12 protein-coding genes are annotated in these 17,560 nt (G+C 28.7%); 7 read left to right on the top strand and 5 right to left on the bottom strand.

Features of this window, described 5'->3' with window-relative positions:
• Positions 1 to 73: 73 nt before the first annotated feature.
• The gene (locus B2694_RS12740; RefSeq protein ID WP_346886056.1) at positions 74 to 1,333 is read right to left on the bottom strand and encodes a lactate/malate family dehydrogenase; all 1,260 of its coding nucleotides are present in this window, start codon (positions 1,331 to 1,333) and stop codon (positions 74 to 76) included.
• Positions 1,334 to 1,347: 14 nt separating this feature from the next.
• Positions 1,348 to 6,201, bottom strand: coding sequence for a cytidyltransferase (locus B2694_RS12745; RefSeq protein WP_346886057.1), 4,854 nt, complete (start codon positions 6,199 to 6,201; stop codon positions 1,348 to 1,350).
• 231 nt (positions 6,202 to 6,432) lie between these two features.
• On the opposite strand from B2694_RS12745, the gene B2694_RS12750 reads away from it, so the two are divergent.
• A complete protein-coding gene (locus B2694_RS12750) occupies positions 6,433 to 6,948 on the top strand; it encodes a phosphatase PAP2 family protein (protein ID WP_346886058.1) in 516 nt (171 codons plus the stop codon).
• Positions 6,949 to 7,020: 72 nt separating this feature from the next.
• Here the strand turns inward: B2694_RS12750 and B2694_RS12755 are convergent, their stop codons facing one another.
• Positions 7,021 to 8,322: an ectonucleotide pyrophosphatase/phosphodiesterase gene (locus B2694_RS12755; RefSeq protein WP_346886059.1), complete on the bottom strand. Its 1,302-nt coding sequence runs from the start codon at positions 8,320 to 8,322 to the stop codon at positions 7,021 to 7,023.
• 124 nt (positions 8,323 to 8,446) lie between these two features.
• Between B2694_RS12755 and B2694_RS12760 the strand changes: the two genes are divergently transcribed.
• Both B2694_RS12760 and B2694_RS12765 read left to right on the top strand, forming a co-directional pair.
• A complete protein-coding gene (locus B2694_RS12760) occupies positions 8,447 to 9,181 on the top strand; it encodes an acyl-[acyl-carrier-protein] thioesterase (RefSeq protein ID WP_346886060.1) in 735 nt (244 codons plus the stop codon).
• A gap of 324 nt (positions 9,182 to 9,505) precedes the next feature.
• Positions 9,506 to 10,675, top strand: coding sequence for a CD0519/CD1768 family membrane protein (locus tag B2694_RS12765; RefSeq protein ID WP_346886061.1), 1,170 nt, complete (start codon positions 9,506 to 9,508; stop codon positions 10,673 to 10,675).
• A gap of 97 nt (positions 10,676 to 10,772) precedes the next feature.
• Here B2694_RS12765 and B2694_RS12770 read toward each other — a convergent pair whose 3' ends face one another.
• A complete protein-coding gene (locus B2694_RS12770; protein WP_346886062.1) occupies positions 10,773 to 11,723 on the bottom strand; it encodes a hypothetical protein in 951 nt (316 codons plus the stop codon).
• Positions 11,724 to 11,927: 204 nt separating this feature from the next.
• Positions 11,928 to 12,647, bottom strand: a complete 720-nt coding sequence (locus tag B2694_RS12775; RefSeq protein WP_346886063.1) for a hypothetical protein — start codon at positions 12,645 to 12,647, stop codon at positions 11,928 to 11,930.
• Between the two features lie 254 nt (positions 12,648 to 12,901).
• Here B2694_RS12775 and lepB point away from each other — a divergent pair, with 254 nt between their 5' ends.
• The 4 genes from lepB (at position 12,902) to B2694_RS12795 (ending at position 17,453) form a co-directional block, all read left to right on the top strand.
• A complete protein-coding gene (gene lepB / locus B2694_RS12780) occupies positions 12,902 to 13,408 on the top strand; it encodes a signal peptidase I (RefSeq protein WP_035132574.1) in 507 nt (168 codons plus the stop codon).
• Between the two features lie 288 nt (positions 13,409 to 13,696).
• Positions 13,697 to 15,622, top strand: coding sequence for an OPT family oligopeptide transporter (locus tag B2694_RS12785; RefSeq protein WP_346886064.1), 1,926 nt, complete (start codon positions 13,697 to 13,699; stop codon positions 15,620 to 15,622).
• Positions 15,623 to 15,739: 117 nt separating this feature from the next.
• Entirely contained in the window at positions 15,740 to 16,114 is a 375-nt protein-coding gene (locus B2694_RS12790; RefSeq protein WP_346886065.1) for a PqqD family protein, read from the top strand.
• A gap of 247 nt (positions 16,115 to 16,361) precedes the next feature.
• Complete coding sequence (locus B2694_RS12795) at positions 16,362 to 17,453, top strand: dipeptide epimerase (protein WP_035132568.1); 1,092 nt, start codon at positions 16,362 to 16,364, stop codon at positions 17,451 to 17,453.
• Positions 17,454 to 17,560 lie beyond the last annotated feature (107 nt).

A 17,560-nucleotide genomic window follows, 5' to 3' on the forward strand; every position in this document is an offset into this window, starting at 1 on the left:
TCCCTCCTAACAAATTATTATTAATAACATTTTTGTTATAAAAAATATTAGATATATAAACAGTTTATTCTTATTATTTTTTATTATACAATTCATTTAAAAGATTATAGGTACTTTTTAATCTATTCATTAATTCTAAAGGTAAATCTAATGTTTCGTTTTCTGTACATCCATTTAGAAATTTATTTTTGCACCCCATATAGGTACCACCAATAAAGTTTGAAGAATAGTGGAAGTTACCTTTAATGGTATCAAGGATGCTGAGAGCACCAGAAGATAGGGCTGGAGCTATATAAGGTTTAAATCCGGTAGCACGAACTTCCAAATTTGCAGTTTTAGCCTTTTCAGTAAGAAAATCCGAGGCAGACTCATTGAAGTTTTCAATACTATTAGCAATTATTAATCCTTCACCATGGGGACCAAAAGCTCTACCTTCTTGTAAATAATTCGCAGTATCTTCTCTTAAACTACTATAATAAGCTGCTCTACCATTCATAACCCCCAATCCATATCCGCGAATCTGCTCTGGAGCAAGACCTTGAAAATCAAGGGTATCATCCTTATTTTTATTGCTATCAATAAAAAGAGATTTGCATAATAAATCTACAGGATCAGATACTACTGCAAAGATTCCTTTGAACTTTGCATCTCTTGCCATTTGTCCATATACTTTAAGGATTTTTCTGTTACCATCAAACTGTACAAGTCTTACATCTTTTTCTTCTTTTCCTATAGGAGGAATACCTACAGATACACAAAATACAAACATATCACAGTTGAACAAATCTTCTTCCCTTAAGGGAAGAATTTGTAGATTGTTTTCTTTACCGTCGCAAGATAAAATTTGAGATAATTCAAGGTTAAGTCTATTCACTTTTTTAAAATCCTTATCATAAATGCCTAAACTAGATATTACATCATTACCTAGAAGTTTAAGGCCGGTTAAAAGAGTAGCACCTACATCTCCTAAACCAACTACATTTACTCTCCACTTTAGAGGGGTAGAATAGACTACTGCATCTAGAAAGTTTGGATAATTAGTATTTAAGGATATAACTCTTTTTTCATTAATGGCATTTTTAAGCCAGATAGGTATTGTTTTATTTATTTTATAAGAGGACTTAAGTATACTTAAATCCTCTTTTTCTAAAAATAAAAGATTTTCAGTAGAGACTATAAAGGATCTTCTAGAAATTTCACAATTTATAGAAGTTAAAGCAAAGATCTTACCAGTATAGTTTTTACAGAAATTTTCATCTGTAGAGATAAAGTCATTTCGTGTTATAAATTCATTAGTTATAATTAAATTATTATTAAATATATAGTAAAACATGTATAGTTCTCCTTTTATAGCATATTTTCAAGTCTTGTAAGTAGTTCTAAATCCTTTTTAACTAAGGCTGATGGAGTAGATGATAAATCATATTCAATTCCTTTTCCAATATCTGGACTTCGAGGAGTAGTTATAACTTCGCCTAGTGATGAAAGGGTTAGATTTCTCCCATATATGTTATGATATTCTCTTTCAAGTATTTTTAGTATTTCTATAGAATTTTCAAGACAAACTTTAGAAAAATTATAAACATTTTCGTGGGAAGTATTTTTTATGAATACTGGGTAAGTGTATGGTAATATACTATTAATTGATGGAATTAAGTTTCGTTTAGGAAATTCTCCTCTCCATATAGCATCTCCACCTAAAAATGGATATAAAGAATTCTCATTAAACCAAATTTTGAGTCTAGGTATGAAATATACACTAGAGACTTGCCTATTTTGCATATCCATTAAATCTTTTCCTCTACCAGAGAGAATACCGCAGTGGATTTTTTTTACATTAATTCCTTGATTAATTAGTATAGGGTCTAAGGCTCTCATTCTATACCCCTTATGGAGAATATTATCTACTAAAAAAATTGGTCGATTAAAGGACTTTATCATTTTCATTTGGTTATTTAAAGATAGGTAATAGGGAGATTCGCCTATAAAGAAGTTCTTCATATCACCATAATAATACTTTTCTGTATGAAGGGATTTGGTAACGGTATTTGGTACTAAATCCCTATCTAAAATATCACCATAAGGTACACACATAGCTTCACCATATTCCTTAGATGCTTTTACATAAGTAGAAATACTATTTTCATGACAAATATTTCTTATCATTTTTTGATGAAGTACTTCGCTATTAAAGCAAAGTAAAAGTTCATTAGGATATAATTTTGAAAGAGCGCCTTGCAATAATTTTCTTCTAGAATTAATTACATTCTTAATTTTAGAGTTACTTCTAAAAGGTTCTTTTAAAATATTTTCTACGTCTAAGTTCAAAATACATGGACTAGTCATATTAACTGCTAATACAGGAGACTCCTTATTTTCAGAACCAATATTTACAAAACCTTGGGATAGCATTATTTCTACTAAGGTTGAGCTAGTTAATGAACTATGGGATGGATTAAAGACAGCGTACTCATAATCTTTAGAAATAGCATAAGATAGTGCCTCAGTTAAAATAATTTGCTCAAGAAATTTATATTTTTCTCTATCAGTAACATAAATTCCATCTATAAATATCATTCTTCCTGTAGATAGGGAACGAAGTGATCTAGAAATATTCTCATCTTTAACTTCATCGTAAAGATTAGTTGAACGAACCCAATGCATTGCGGCAATAGCTAGAATTTCACTTTTTTTAGAATCTTTAATGATTATTAGTTTAGGAGCTTCCTTATCTTTAAGTTCTGATAAGATAGATTTTATTTCATTACTAAGGTTTAAATGAGAAAATAATTTTAATATTACATTATCAGTAACTTCATCAACAAATTCAAAATCTAAGTGACTTTCATTTAGAGATAGCTTATCTAGGGGTTCCCGTTGGTAAAAACCATTTTCATTAATATATTGAGAAACTAAAGGATCTACTAAGGTTGAAATATCTCTATTTCTATCTATATAGTTTCTAATTTGACTAGAGCTTATGGTAGAGTATTTAGCTGGAAGTTTTAATACTTCTACAGTGCCATTTATAAGAGATTTAGCAGCTAAAAGTTTTTTTGAATTACCTCTTTCAAAAATTATGTGATTAAAAGTATGAATGGAATCCTCTTCCATAGGATTACGATAGCAAGAGGCATTTAAAAGTACATCGCTACCTGAAACAAAGAATATTTGAGAATCTGAAAATGATTCCTTAAGCATTCTTAAATCGTTAGTATTAGATATATTCACTTGCATAGTTTCAGGATATATATAAATATTAAATTCATCACAAATTGATAAATTAATTAATATTTTTCTTAAAAGATTAGGTAGGGTTTTTTTAGACCAAGAAAATTCATCCACGGCTAAGTATACTTCATAACCTAAATCACGAATTGCTTTAGAAATATTCTTATGTCCTAAAGAGAAAGGGTCAAAGGTACCAGGGAAAAATGCTATTTTCTTAGGGATATCTATAAGAATATTGCCATTTAAAAAAGTATAGTCTGCTATAAATCTATAGATGTGATTTATAGCAGCTGCATTGGTTAGTAAAAGTAATCTATTATTGTCATCATTACCTACAAGAGTAAGAATTTTTTTAGCTACTAATTTGAAAACATATAACTTATCATTTATAGAAATTGTTGAACTTCCAAATATATCCTTACCAAGAGTGATTATGGCTGCTTGTTTAACCTTATCCTTATAATCACCTATACCATTTAAAATAATAGATAACATTGATTTTAACCTTTCATTATAAATTTTTTCATTTTCATTATAACGAGATTTATATACATCATAGTTAGACAAGGAGGTTCCTATAGCTTTAAGAATTAGTATCTTAACATCTTCATTTGAGGTTTTAATTTTACTTTTTAAATCATCAATAATTTCATCTAATTCATTAGGTGCTAGCCATAAGATTATCTGACCTAAGAAAGGTGATATATATTCTGTGAATTTCTGGCCTTCAATTTCTAGTCCACGTAAAAGCTCTATAGCTACTTCATTTCTTTCTGAATCATTTAGGTTAGGCATAATTTTAAGTATTGAAGAGCCTGCATTATTTCTAACACTTTCCATAGCACTAACTTTTAACATATTACAAAAGTGGATGCAAGTATGAAGTCCTGTAGTTGGCGCAATATAGAGTGTATAATTAAGAAGTATATCTATCTGATGTTTTTTTACCACCCAATTAGTAGCTGTTTTTAAGTTGCTAAGGAGGATATCTGGGATTTTATTATAATCTTCCTTACAGTAAGTTTTAAAAAGAGATATATGATCATTCATATTAAGAGTTGTGAAAATTTTTAAATATAAATAATTTTCAGATGAATTTTTCCTTCTAGTTTTAATTTCTCCAAGATTTTTAATTATATAATCAAGTATAGAATGAGTAGGTGGTATTTTAGGAATTATATCGTTTAAACTTTCAAGAGCAGCTAATCTTACAACTACATTTCTTTTTTTTGCTTTATCAATAATGAATTCTATGAGTGAATCTAAAGTTTCATCATAGGACTCAAAAGATATATACTTTGCGGTATAGAGTAAATACAGCTGAGTTTCAAAAGAAGTTATATTTTGAGACATATAATGTTTCAAGAGAATACTTCTATATATTTTCATAAAAATTTTTCTGGAATTTATAAAAACAGAGTTAACCATGATTTTAGTATTATAGCCAATCCAGTTTTTATGAGCATTTACTAGTTTACCGCTAGGATAAAGCATTAATGAAATATATTCTTCAAATAATTGATAACTATTTATGTTAGGTTTATCTATAGATACATTTTTAGGTAATTCTTTACTATAATCTTCATCAAAAATAGCTATTAATTTTCCTATTAGATACGCACAGTGACGGCGAATGTCATCTTCTCTATGAGCTAAATTATCATAAAGAAATTCTAGAGTTTGTAGCTTTTGTTTTTGAGTAAAGTAAGTACAATATTCTTCTAATACTCTTATATATTGGCGAAGGTTTTTCCAGTTATTCTCACTTCGAGCCTGTTCTAATATAGTATTTAACGAATATTCATCACGTAATAAATACATAAGATTTATATTGTGATTTATTGCTAAATGTTTCATACTATCAGTTATTTCTTTTCCTCTAAGCAAAGAATATATTGGAGGGTTTGCAGAAGTTAAATTGTCTTCTTTAAAATCTAAATCAACATTTACACCAATACTCTTTATGTAATCTTCGAAGTCTTTTAACTTGCCATATACTTTTTTATAACGAGATTCCTTTTTAGCATCAACATTTTCTAGTTTTTGAAGAATTACTTTAAAAGAGTTTTCTAAAGAAAAAATATGCATAGTAGGATATGAATTAGTAAATATATTTTTAACTCTAAAATCACAATAGATGAGTATTAATGATTCTAAGGATAGATTTTCAAGTTCTAAATCCCAAGTAGAATGATTTATAGCTATATTTCTAATATAGTTTATATTGTGTTTTCTAAACCATTGGTCTGTGTAATAGTAGTGGAGATGTGGAACTCGTTTTAGCTCTTCACCTTTACATCCATATTTTCCAATATCATGTCCAGCAGCAGCTCCAGAGACTCTTCCTAAATCTATAGGTAACCCTTTAGCTTTAAGTTGGCGTGCTAAAAACATAGCTAGGTAATGTACACCACAGATGTGATCTAGAGTATTATACTTAAATATTTCTCCATTAAGCTTCATCATTTCATATACATAGTCGCGGTCAAAGGCTTTAATAAATTTTAAATATTCATCTTTTCTTTCTAGTTCTTCAATTTCACTATCTGTTAAAGTTATTAAAGGATATTTTGCTTGCCAACTATTTGAATCAGATATGGATTTTTCTACATTACATAGAACCTTATAAATTCTAAGGAATATTTCACATCCTGAAGTTAATTTTGAATCTAATTGTATAGTTACTGCATCTTTAAAATTCTTGCTTAAGGTATAATTATATAAATATACTAACCATTCATTAGGAACACTTTCGTATAAATCACTTAATAAAGGAGTACATAGATAAAGAACTTTAGATGGAGAAAAATCTTTTTCCACTAAAATGTCTTGGAGTGTGTATAAAAAAACTGGTGAGTTTATATGCTTATCAAGAAAATTTTGTGATATATTTTCAGATTTTAAGAAATGAGAGTTATAAAGCTTTCTTAAAATCTTTTTCTTTATTTCTTTTAATTGTAAAATTTCCATAGAGACCTCCTAAACATGAATATATAACATGTATAAAACATATTTCCTATTAATATTTTATCATTTAAACTACATTTATCCTAATAAATATACTATAATAATAATCTAAATAATATATTCATAAAATCTAATTATTTATTATAAGAGAGAAATAAGAAAGAATTAAATGAAAAACTTTTATTTTATCTTATTTTTATATATAATCTATTTATGATGTTTTTAGGAGGATCTATGATAGAATTAATAAAAAAAGTGGATATAACACTATTGCAGTTTATAAATAAAAAATTACGATGCAAGTTTTTAGATAAAATTATGCCATATATAACATTTTTAGGATCTGCCACATTCTGTATGATTTTTGTTGTGATGACTGTTATGTCTAAAAGTAAAGAAATTAAGAACCTAGGATTTCTAGCATCTTTATCAATTATTACTTCTGGAGGTATTACTCACTTTTTAAAGAGAGTAAAAAATAGGATACGACCATATATAAAGTTTCCAACTTTAAATATAAAGAAGATAGGGGTAGATGATTATTCTTTTCCATCTGGTCACACCACTGCAGCTTTTTCAATTGGAGTTAGTATTGCATTAAGCTTTACTGGATTAGCAGTAGTATCTATAGTAATTGCTAGTCTTGTGGGATTTTCAAGAGTTTATCTTGGAGTACATTATCCAACAGATGTAGGTGCAGGAGTTGTAGTTGGAACTTTGAGTGCCCTTTGTATGCATATGATAGTATAAAAATTATAAAAGAGACAAGAATTTAACTTAAATTCTTGTCTCTTTATTACATTATAGATTACTCTTAAAGAATTAAGGAATAGTCAATATTTCATCAATTACCCTTCCATCACATTTTGGAAATTTAATATCTAAAACTTTTGATAGAGTAGGGGCTATGTCCACTAAATTCATATTATCCATAAAAAAGTTTTCTTTAAACTCCTCACCACATCCAATAAAGAGAGTATGAATATCAGGACTATTAGGATGATAACCATGATTTCCGTTAGATTTTCCTTCTTTAGGCGTGGTTGAAGTCACTATGCTATCATTAAATTTATCTATAAAAATAAAACCTCTTTTTGCTTCAATCATAAATGTAGCCTTAGGATCACCACCTAAATTTATTATCTCATCATTTCTATATATCTTTGCAATTCCCTTAGATTCATCAAGAGATAAGGCTTTTAAAATATTATAGACTTTTGAGGAGAGATTTTTATTAAAGTCATCCTTAACATATACGTAGGCACTTCCATCACAAGATTTTACATATACTCTCCAAGAATTAAGTCTATTATTATCACCGACGCTTATTAACCCTTGATTTTTAAATAGGGTGTTTAAGGTAATAACTTTATTAAAGTCCTGAAATCCATGATCACCTAAAATAACTATAGAAGAATTATCATATATACCAGCTTCTTTCAGAGCTTTTATTACATCAGCTAATCTTCCATCATGGCGATGAAGTGATTCTACAGCTTCTTTAGAATCAGTACCATAACCATGACGTTGACTGTCTAAGTCTAAGAGATGTAGTAAAAGTAAGTTAGGTTTATACTTTTTAATGGTTTCTATAGCACAAGCAGTAGCAAAATTGTCTAAGTTAGGTTCCTTTATACCATCAAGGAGATGTTTAAATTTTCTGTTTAAATTGAATTGGTATATAGGGCTTCCACCTAGAAGTGATGCCATTTCTTGAGATATATATTTATTGTTAGAGAAAATTTCAGGCATATTATATTTTATAGAGGATCTACCAGTAACAGGCCAAAATATAGATCCTACAGTAAGCCCTCTACTTTTTGCCATATCATATAGTGTTGGACCATTTACATATTTTCTGAACCAAAACCAATCTGGAGCAGCTTTTTCAGGTTCTAATAATTTATTGTTTACAACCCCATGGTTTTTAGGATACTTACCTGTAACTATGGTAGTGTGAGCTGGATATGTTAATGATGGATATATAGATTTAACATTTCTAACTACTGACCCCTTTTGAATGCATTGTGAAAAAGTTGGTAAGTTACTTATTATATCAAAATCAGCTGCTTTTAATCCATCAATTGAAATAACAACCAAGTGCTTATTTGTTAAATTATTCATAACTTATTCTCCTTAACTTTATGTTATATATAAATTATGATATACTAATTTTGTTATTTAATCTACATAATAAGATAATATAAATAAGGAATAAAGAAGAAAAGTGGCGTAAGAAGGTGTAATTTTGGAGCTAAATTATAAAGAACAATTCACTATAAAGTTTCATGAAGGAGACTTTATGGGAAATGTTAAATTATTTACAATAATGGATTATGTTCAACAAGTTTCAGAAGGTCATTCTCAAATTTTGGGGGTGGATTTTCAGTCTATGATGAATAAAGGATTATTTTGGGTAGTATCTAGAGTTGAAATTACAATGGAGAGATATCCTAAGGTTGGAGAAGATATAACAGTAGAAACTTGTTTAGGTGGCCGTGAAAAAGTCTTTATGAAAAGAAGATTTAAGATTAAGGATAAGGGTGGACAAGTTATTGGTAGAGTTTTGATATATTATTTAATTGTAGATATTGAAACGAGACTTCCACAAAAGCCGTCCATGTGTCCAGTCGATATAAATATTAATGTAGGGGATGTCATTGATAATAAGCTTAACAAGATAAAGATGCCAGGTGAGGCTATAGAAACTGTCAATAGGGAACTATACTATAATGATATAGATATAAATAGCCATGTTAATAATGCTAAATATATTTCTTTTATAGAAGATTTCTTTTCTTTAAATTGGCATAGAGTAAAGAAAATATCTTATATGCAACTTAACTTTATTAAGGAAATTAAATTTGATGATTCGCTAATAATGAATAAATATATTGAGGATAAAGAAAGTAATAGTTTTTGCATTAATGGAATTTCAGAAATTTCAGAACAAGAATTTTTTCAATGTAGGGTAAAGTTTTAAACAAATGTGTATTAAAAAGTCATTAAGATAAAGGTATCTAGATAATAAAATGTTTAGATACCTTTTATTTTAAGAAATAACTAATACAGTATAAATAAAAAAAGTGTAAAGGAATACATGACATAAGAATATAATTTATTAAAGTGAAAATTAAATCTGTAAAATGATATTGTATAAAATTTAATTTAAAAAATATTTATAAACATGAAATAAAAAGTGAAAAAATTTACGAACAATAACCATTGACATTAATGGGTAAATAATTCATAATAAATATGGAATATTCATAAAAGATTTAAAATTTAAAATAAGGGGGAGCAATAATTGACGCATAAGAAGGGTTTGAAAAAGGCCGTTAGCAAAGAAGGTATTATATTTCTAATTTTATTTTTAGGTTTTTTCATAGGTATGGGAAGCATTATGGGAACCATAAATATGTTTAATACCCTAATGGAAACTGCGTATAGCTTATTAATGAAAACAGTTTTTTATATAATGGCTATTGCAGTATTGGCAGGAGCTATATCTGCACTTCTATCAGAATTTGGAGTGGTATCTTTAATTAACAAATTGTTATCACCATTAATGAAGCCACTTTATGATTTGCCTGGTGCTAGTACTATAGGAGTTTTAACCACCTATCTGTCTGATAATCCTGCTATACTTACTTTAGCAGATGATAAAGGATTTAGAAGATATTTTAAAAAATATCAGTTGCCAGCTTTAACTAATTTAGGAACAGCCTTTGGAATGGGGTTGATTATTACTACCTATATGATGGGACAAAAGTCACCTATAGGAGAAAGTTTTATACTGCCAGCTATAATAGGTAATGTAGGAGCTGTAATAGGAAGTATTATAAGCACTAGGTTAATGCTTAGACAAACCGCAAAAATTTATGGAAAAGAAGAAGTGTGTGTACAAGACAATGATACTGGTTTTGACATGATGAACTATAGAGAAATTAGAGATGGAAGTGTTGGAGAAAGATTTATTGGTGCTATGCTTGAAGGAGGAGCTTCAGGAGTACAAATGGGACTTGCTATAATTCCAGGAGTTTTAATAATTTGTACTTTAGTTTTAATGCTTACTAATGGACCATCTGCATCTGGAGCTTACACTGGAGCTGCATCAGAAGGTATCGCACTCTTACCTTGGATTGGGGAAAAACTACAATTTATATTAGTTCCGTTATTTGGTTTCCAAAGTCCTGAAGCTATAGCTTTCCCGATAACATCTTTAGGGGCAGCAGGAGCTGCAATTGGGTTAGTACCGCAAATGTTACAAAATGGATTAATAGGTGGTAATGAAATTGCAGTATTTACAGCTATGGGGATGTGTTGGAGTGGATATTTAAGTACTCACGTTGCGATGATGGATGGTTTAAAGTGTAGAGAATTAACAGGTAAAGCTATTGTTAGTCATACCTTTGGTGGATTAATAGCAGGTATGTCAGCTCACTTTATATATTTACTTATATCAAAATTCATATAAAAATAAAAACCACCTTTTTAGAGTGGTTTTTATTTTTATTATAATGGACATACATATGCATTTATATAACTATTTTATTTTTAAAATAGTTATATAGTTAAATATTTATATGTGCTTCAATGGGTTGATTAGTGGAATTTAAATAATTATTTAATATACCAGTCCTTAAGCCTTCACCACATATAATAATGTTATAGAAGTTACAATAGTTTACAATATGAGTTATTATTTCACATCCACCTAATATAATATCAGCACGTTTTTTTGAAAGACCTTGTAAGTTTTCTCTCTCTTTTAAACTTATAACTTTAAGGCTTTCACAAAGAGTTTTTAATTCATGAGGGTTGGAAAATTCTATTGTGTTAGTAGATGAACATGAATTTGTTAAATAATTAGAATATATCTTTCCGAGATTCTTAAAAGTTCCGCCAATGCCAACTAAAGAGCTTCCATAAAAGCTTTCAATCCAAGGTATATTAGAAAATAGCTTATAGAAAAAGTCCTCGTTATAGTCACAGCTCAAGTATCTGCCACGCTTATTAACTTTTATTTTCTCAGTTATATTTATAGAACCTAGAGGAATACTAGTGTAATTTGTAAATTTACCCTCTTCTACAAAAATTAATTCTGTACTATTTCCACCAGTGTCCATTATTATACCTTTATCTAGATCACAAGTAGAAAAAACTCCTAGGTAAGATAAATAAGCTTCTTCTTTAGGTGACAAAACCTGAACTAAAATTCCAGTATGAGCTTTTATTAAATCAAGAACATAGTTACTATTTTCAGCTACTCTTAACGCTTCCGTAGCTACACATATGATTTCAGAAACTTTATTTATAATGCAAGAACGTAAAAATTTTTTTAAAACTGTTATTACATGAATGGTTTTTTCAGAATTTATAATTTTATTGGTAGCTAAGGTAGCTCCAAGTCTTAAATGTTCCTTATCTTCATCTATAATCTTTGGATTGGACTTATCATCTATATTAACAATTAGTAGGTGAACCGTATTTGAACCAATATCTATAATAGCAATAATATTCATAATACTTGATACCTCCCCAAAAAACTCTTTTATTATTTATACGATAAAAATAATAAAATATCACATAATAAATATATTAGACTATTGAAATTTAAAGAAAGAGTTTTTAAATAAGATATGATAAGAAAAAGTATTAAGGCTATGTATAAGAAAAAATATACAGAGCTAAAATTTCTAATAAATTTCACATAGCCTTAATGTTTACTAAGTTGCAGTTTCAATGAGAAGTATATTGCTAGGTATATTTGCTTTTACTTCAAAAGTTTCATTGGAAATGTAAGCACTGTCAGAGCCTGTTAAGGTAATATTGTCAGAATTATTTGTAAAAATTTTAGTTTCTCCATAACATTGAAATAAATAGCCTTGTCTATCTTTGTTAATTGTAAAAGTTAAATCATTGTTAGGTTGTAATAATGCAAAATAAATATTAATATCACAATTAGATTTAATAGGAGCCAGACCATTTAAAGAACTAATAGCGTATATCCACTGATTTTCAATAGAATTTTTAAAGTCATATTTATTTAATATAGGAGATTTACTATTCTTTTTTTGAATATAAGAGTTATTATTGGTGTATAAGGTTATTTCAATGATATCTAGAAAATCAATGCCACTATTAAAAATATCATAGGTTATCCCATCCATAGAATTAATATAAAGAAAATTTCCAGATGAAAGGGTTTCTAAATTTCCTATGTTATCGCTATATAGTAATTCACCGGAGATTACATACATAATAATTTTTTCTCCTATTTTAAAATTATTATGAGTTCCACTTCTAGGAACTAGGGTAATATTTTTTAGTTCTTTGATACAAAGTTCTGAACTCATATTTTCAATAGAAGTATAAAGATTAGAAGTAGTTTTTAAATAAGAAAAATCTTGTTCTTGATTATAAGTAACAATTCTTCTATTAATCAAAATATTACCTCCCACTATATAATTAAATATTTATATAAACAAATAATTTTAATTAATATAAAATTATTTTACGATATTAGTATTTGTAGTTTTTATAATTTAATAGTAGGTATGTTTTTCACCTACTATTAAATAAATTAATAAGTGGAATAAATTAGATAATAAAAGAATATATGATAAGATGATATTTATTGTTTAAAATGTGGTAATATAGTAATATAAAAAACTTAAAATGACTTTGGGGGGAATAATTAGTGATAAAATTTCTTAAAGAATGGATAATACCAGCATTAATTGCTATAATTTTAGGATTTTTAATAAATAAGTTTATTTTTTTCAATGTAAATGTCCCAACTAAATCTATGTATCCCACTATTACACCAGGAGATAGAATATTTTCATTGAGAACTTATAAACCATCATCTATTAAAAGAGGAGATATTTTAGTATTTCATTCTGATGAGCTAAATAAAGACTTGATTAAAAGAGTAGTAGGTCTTCCAGGAGAGAATGTAGAAATTCAATCAGATGGAAGTGTATATATAAATGGTGAGTTTCTAGAGGAGAATTATGTAAGTAGTTTTAGTGATACTACAGGTTCTTTTAATGTACCAGAAGGTTGTTATTTATTTTTGGGAGATAATAGAGGAAATTCTATTGATGCACGATTATGGGAAAATCCATATATATCTTTTGAAGATATACAGGGCGAAGGAAAATTTATTATATTTCCTTTTGATAGGTTTGGTAAATTAAAATAGTATATAAGTAGTAAAATTTCAAAGAAGTATTGAAGTGGTGAAATTTATTTCACTACTTTTTTTTATTTAAATTTATGCTAAATAAAATAATAATTAAACTATATTTAGGGAAAGATAAATTCATATCCATAAAATATATTTAAAGGTATAAGGTAATTTAACAATAACTAAAATCGGCAATAAAATAAAGTGGTAAGTAGTGGAATAAGTGGAAAAGTAAATATTAAAAATAAGTCTAAAGATGGGTAATCAATATGACTGATATATTTTACAAAGGAGGAATTAAGAATGAAAGAAAATAAAAGATTATCCCATACTGCCTATGGTGGTATAAAAGGTGATGATTATATGCCTTTTATACCAACTACAACGGCAATGCCTGAGTCAAGTGTTTATTCTATTCTAATGGGTGCAGTATTTACAATGATATTTGCTGCTGCAAACACTTATTTAGGATTAAAGGTTGGTCTTACAATTTCAGCAGGTATTCCTGGGGCAATACTTGCCACAGGAATTTTAAAAGGGCTGTTTAAAAGAAACAATATATTAGAGGCTAATATGGTTGCTTCAATTGCAGCAGTTGGAGAATCTATAGCAGGTGGAATTATATTTATACTACCAGCAATTATTTTATGGGGAATTACTTTAAGGGTCTCTACAATAGTTATTGTTACTCTTCTAGGAGGACTAGTAGGTATATTTTTTGTTACACCACTAAGAAAATTTTTAATAGTTGAAGAGCATGGTAGTTTAGTATATCCTGAGTCCATGGCTGCAGCTGAAGTTTTAGTTAATGGAAGTGAAGGTGGTAGTGGATTTAAAATGGTTTTAATGGGTCTTGGAATTGGTGGAGGTTATAAGTTAGCTTCTGGAGGATTTGCTCTTTGGAGTGAAAGACCAGAATGGGTTATACCTGCATATCAAAATTCCGTATTTGGAATAGATACATTAGCTTCACTTCTAGGAGTTGGATTTATTGTAGGTACAAAAGCATCGGCATTTATGTTTGGAGGATCTCTTGTAGCTTGGCTTGGACTAATACCACTTATTAAATATATAGGTAGTACAGTTCCAGAACCTTTATTTCCTTCAACTATGTTAATCTCTGAGATGGGAGCTTCAGATATATGGAGTAAATATATAAGATATATAGGAGCGGGAGCTGTTGCTGCAGGAGGATTTATTTCTTTAGGAAAATCTGCACCAACCATTATTAGATCCTTTAAAGAAGCCATGTCAGGTATAGGCAAAAAGGAAAGTGGTGCAACTACTAGAATAAATGAAGATCCGCCAATTGTTTGGGTGATAGCTTCAGCAATACTGGTATTTATTCTTGCATGGTTATTGCCACAAATTAGAGTAGGAATAATAGGCTCACTAATGGCAGTAGTATTTTCATTCTTCTTTGCAGTAGTTTCTGCAAGAATGGTTGGTATAATTGGTGCATCAAATAATCCTGTATCGGGTATGACTATTGCTACGTTACTATTTGTTACAGCCATATTAAAGATAACTGGAAATATAGGGCAAGAGGGAATGGTTACAGCTGTTATGGTAGGTGGTATAGTATGTGTAGCTATAGCTGTTGCTGGTGGTACAGCTCAAAGTTTAAAGACTACATTTGTAATTGGTGGTTCTCCTAAGAAAGTACAAATTGGAATGTATTTAGGGTTAATATTTGGTGCTGTAGTTTCTGGGTATGTATTATTAATGCTTCATAATACATATGGAATTGGTTCAGAAGCAGTACCAGCACCACAAGCTACTCTTATGTCAATGGTTATAGAAGGTGTTATGACTGGTGAATTACCTTGGGTACTTGTGTTTGTGGGAGTATCTATAGCTATATTTGCAGAAATATCCGGTCTACCAGTATTACCAGTTGCTCTTGGTTTATACTTACCTATACATTTAAATGCAGGTATATTATCAGGTGGTATAATTAGAATATTTGTTGAGAAAAAATTTAAGAAAAATGAATCCCTTATGAAAGAAAAAGTAGAGAGAGGTATTCTTATATCTTCTGGATTAGTTGCTGGAGATGCATTAATGGGTATAGTAGTTGCAGGGTTTGCTACTTTAGGACTTAATGTAGCATTTGGACTTAATTTTGAAGGATTAACCCAAAATTCTATATTCTCAACAGGTATATTTATAATTCTTGGAGTAATTATTTATCTTATTTCTTGTAGTGGAGATAATGAAAGAACTTAAAGGTAAATTATGATTATTGATAATATTTCTTATAATATTAAAAAATATGGATATATTTATTAATAATATTAAAGTTAAGAGCCGTTGAGGCTCTTAACTAATTTGTAGGTGATTTGTATGAAAGGTAAAAAAATACAAAATATAAAAGAAAAGAATTTTCTTTTATATATTCCCCAGATTGAACATGATAACTATAAAATTAATGATAATAATATAGTTACTTTATACTTTGAACATAACAAACCTATAGAAAAGTTTGCAAGATGGTTAGTGAAAAAAAATAATCTTAGTGATATAGTTTTTGATGATAAATCATCGCTGGCATGGACTTTAATAGATGGTAAAAGAAGTATATATGACATTGCACTTGAGATGGAAAAGAGATTAGGTGATACGGAAGAAGTAGCTATAGAAAGGCTTGTAATGTACATAAGATATATTGCTAGAAAAAGATGGATAAAATTCATAGGAATAAAACATACCAAGGGTTGATATTAGGAAATATGTAGACATTGAGAGTAATATCTACTATTTAAATAAATAAATTGAACAAAAACAACCTACTATATAGCTTGACTACTTTAGGCTTTGGTGTATAATTATGACTTGACTAGATAGAAATTTTTACGGAAATGTAAAAAATCTATCATATTTTATTTTAAGCATATTTTATATGAATATAATCCGCATAGATTAATAATATTTAAAATATAAATTTATAAGTAGTAGGGGTATAAAAATGATTATTGCAGATGTTAAAGTTGGTAGAATTACAATGCCATTAAAAAAACCATTCGTAACTAAAAACGGAGTTTATAATTATTCTAACGAAGTAGTTGTAAAGATTTTTACAGAAAATGGAGATGTAGGAATAGGAAGTGCAGCTCCAGCACCAAGAGTGACGGGGGAGACAGAAAGTTCAATTGTAGGTGCTATTAAACATATTACTACATTTATTAAGGGAATGGATCTTACTTGTCTTCAATGCATTTTTAAAGTTATGGATGAATGCATTAAAGGAAATAATAGTGCAAAAGCAGCTGTAGAAATTGCTATATATGATCTTTGGAGTAAAGGAGTAAATACTCCTTTGTATAAGTTATTAGGAGGATTTAATTCAACGGTACTTACAGATATAACTATACAAGATGATGATAAGATGGAAAATATGATAAATGCAGCCTATGAAGCTACTAGAGATGGCTATACTAATATAAAGATAAAGCTTGGAAATAATGTAGAATCAGACTTTGAAAAAGTGAAATTTATTAGGCGTGCTATTAGAAAAGGAATAAAAGTAAGAGTTGATGGTAATCAAGGCTGGTCACCTAAAGATGCAATAAAGATAATTAAGAAGATAGAGCAATTAGATTTAGACATAGAGTTTGTAGAACAACCAGTTAAAGGTTGGGATATCGAAGGATTAAAATTTATTAAAGATAATGTGGATACTATGATTTTAGCTGATGAATCAGTATTTGGATCCCCAGAGGCCTTTAAGGTAATTCAGAATAGAGCTTGTGACTTAATCAATATAAAACTGATGAAATGCGGAGGAATACAAAATGCCATAAGAATTTACAACATGGCAGATACCATGGGTATAAGGTGTATGGTCGGTTGTATGTTAGAGAGCAAAATTGGAATCACAGCAGCAGCAAGCTTTGCAGCTTCAAGAGGAAATATGATAACAGCAGATTTAGATACAATGATATACTTTGCAGAGGACCCTATAGTTGGAGGAGCAATCTTTGAAGGAAATAAAATCACTTTGTCCGATGAACCTGGCCTTGGAATTACTGATATAAGAGGTTGGGAAGAAATAGTATAAGTAAACTTTATCCATCTATATATTATACTAATTTTGCATAGATGAAAGAGTTTAAGATTAATATATAGAACTTATAATAAGTTACTATGAAAATTCATTTATAAGAA

It is taken from the genome of Clostridium sp. UBA4395, from assembly GCF_002390995.1.
Classification (GTDB): Bacteria; Bacillota; Clostridia; order Clostridiales; family Clostridiaceae; genus Clostridium_J; species Clostridium_J sulfidigenes.

What these genes read in the sequence shown, in the direction of transcription:
- B2694_RS12785 (WP_346886064.1), top strand. Translation starts at nt 13,697, where the DNA reads ATGAAAGAAAATAAAAGATTATCCCATACTGCCTATGGTGGTATAAAA.
- B2694_RS12795 (WP_035132568.1), top strand. Translation starts at nt 16,362, where the DNA reads ATGATTATTGCAGATGTTAAAGTTGGTAGAATTACAATGCCATTAAAA.
- B2694_RS12740 (WP_346886056.1), bottom strand. Translation starts at nt 1,333, where the DNA reads ATGTTTTACTATATATTTAATAATAATTTAATTATAACTAATGAATTT.
- B2694_RS12745 (WP_346886057.1), bottom strand. Translation starts at nt 6,201, where the DNA reads ATGGAAATTTTACAATTAAAAGAAATAAAGAAAAAGATTTTAAGAAAG.
- B2694_RS12770 (WP_346886062.1), bottom strand. Translation starts at nt 11,723, where the DNA reads ATGAATATTATTGCTATTATAGATATTGGTTCAAATACGGTTCACCTA.
- B2694_RS12790 (WP_346886065.1), top strand. Translation starts at nt 15,740, where the DNA reads ATGAAAGGTAAAAAAATACAAAATATAAAAGAAAAGAATTTTCTTTTA.
- B2694_RS12755 (WP_346886059.1), bottom strand. Translation starts at nt 8,322, where the DNA reads ATGAATAATTTAACAAATAAGCACTTGGTTGTTATTTCAATTGATGGA.
- B2694_RS12750 (WP_346886058.1), top strand. Translation starts at nt 6,433, where the DNA reads ATGATAGAATTAATAAAAAAAGTGGATATAACACTATTGCAGTTTATA.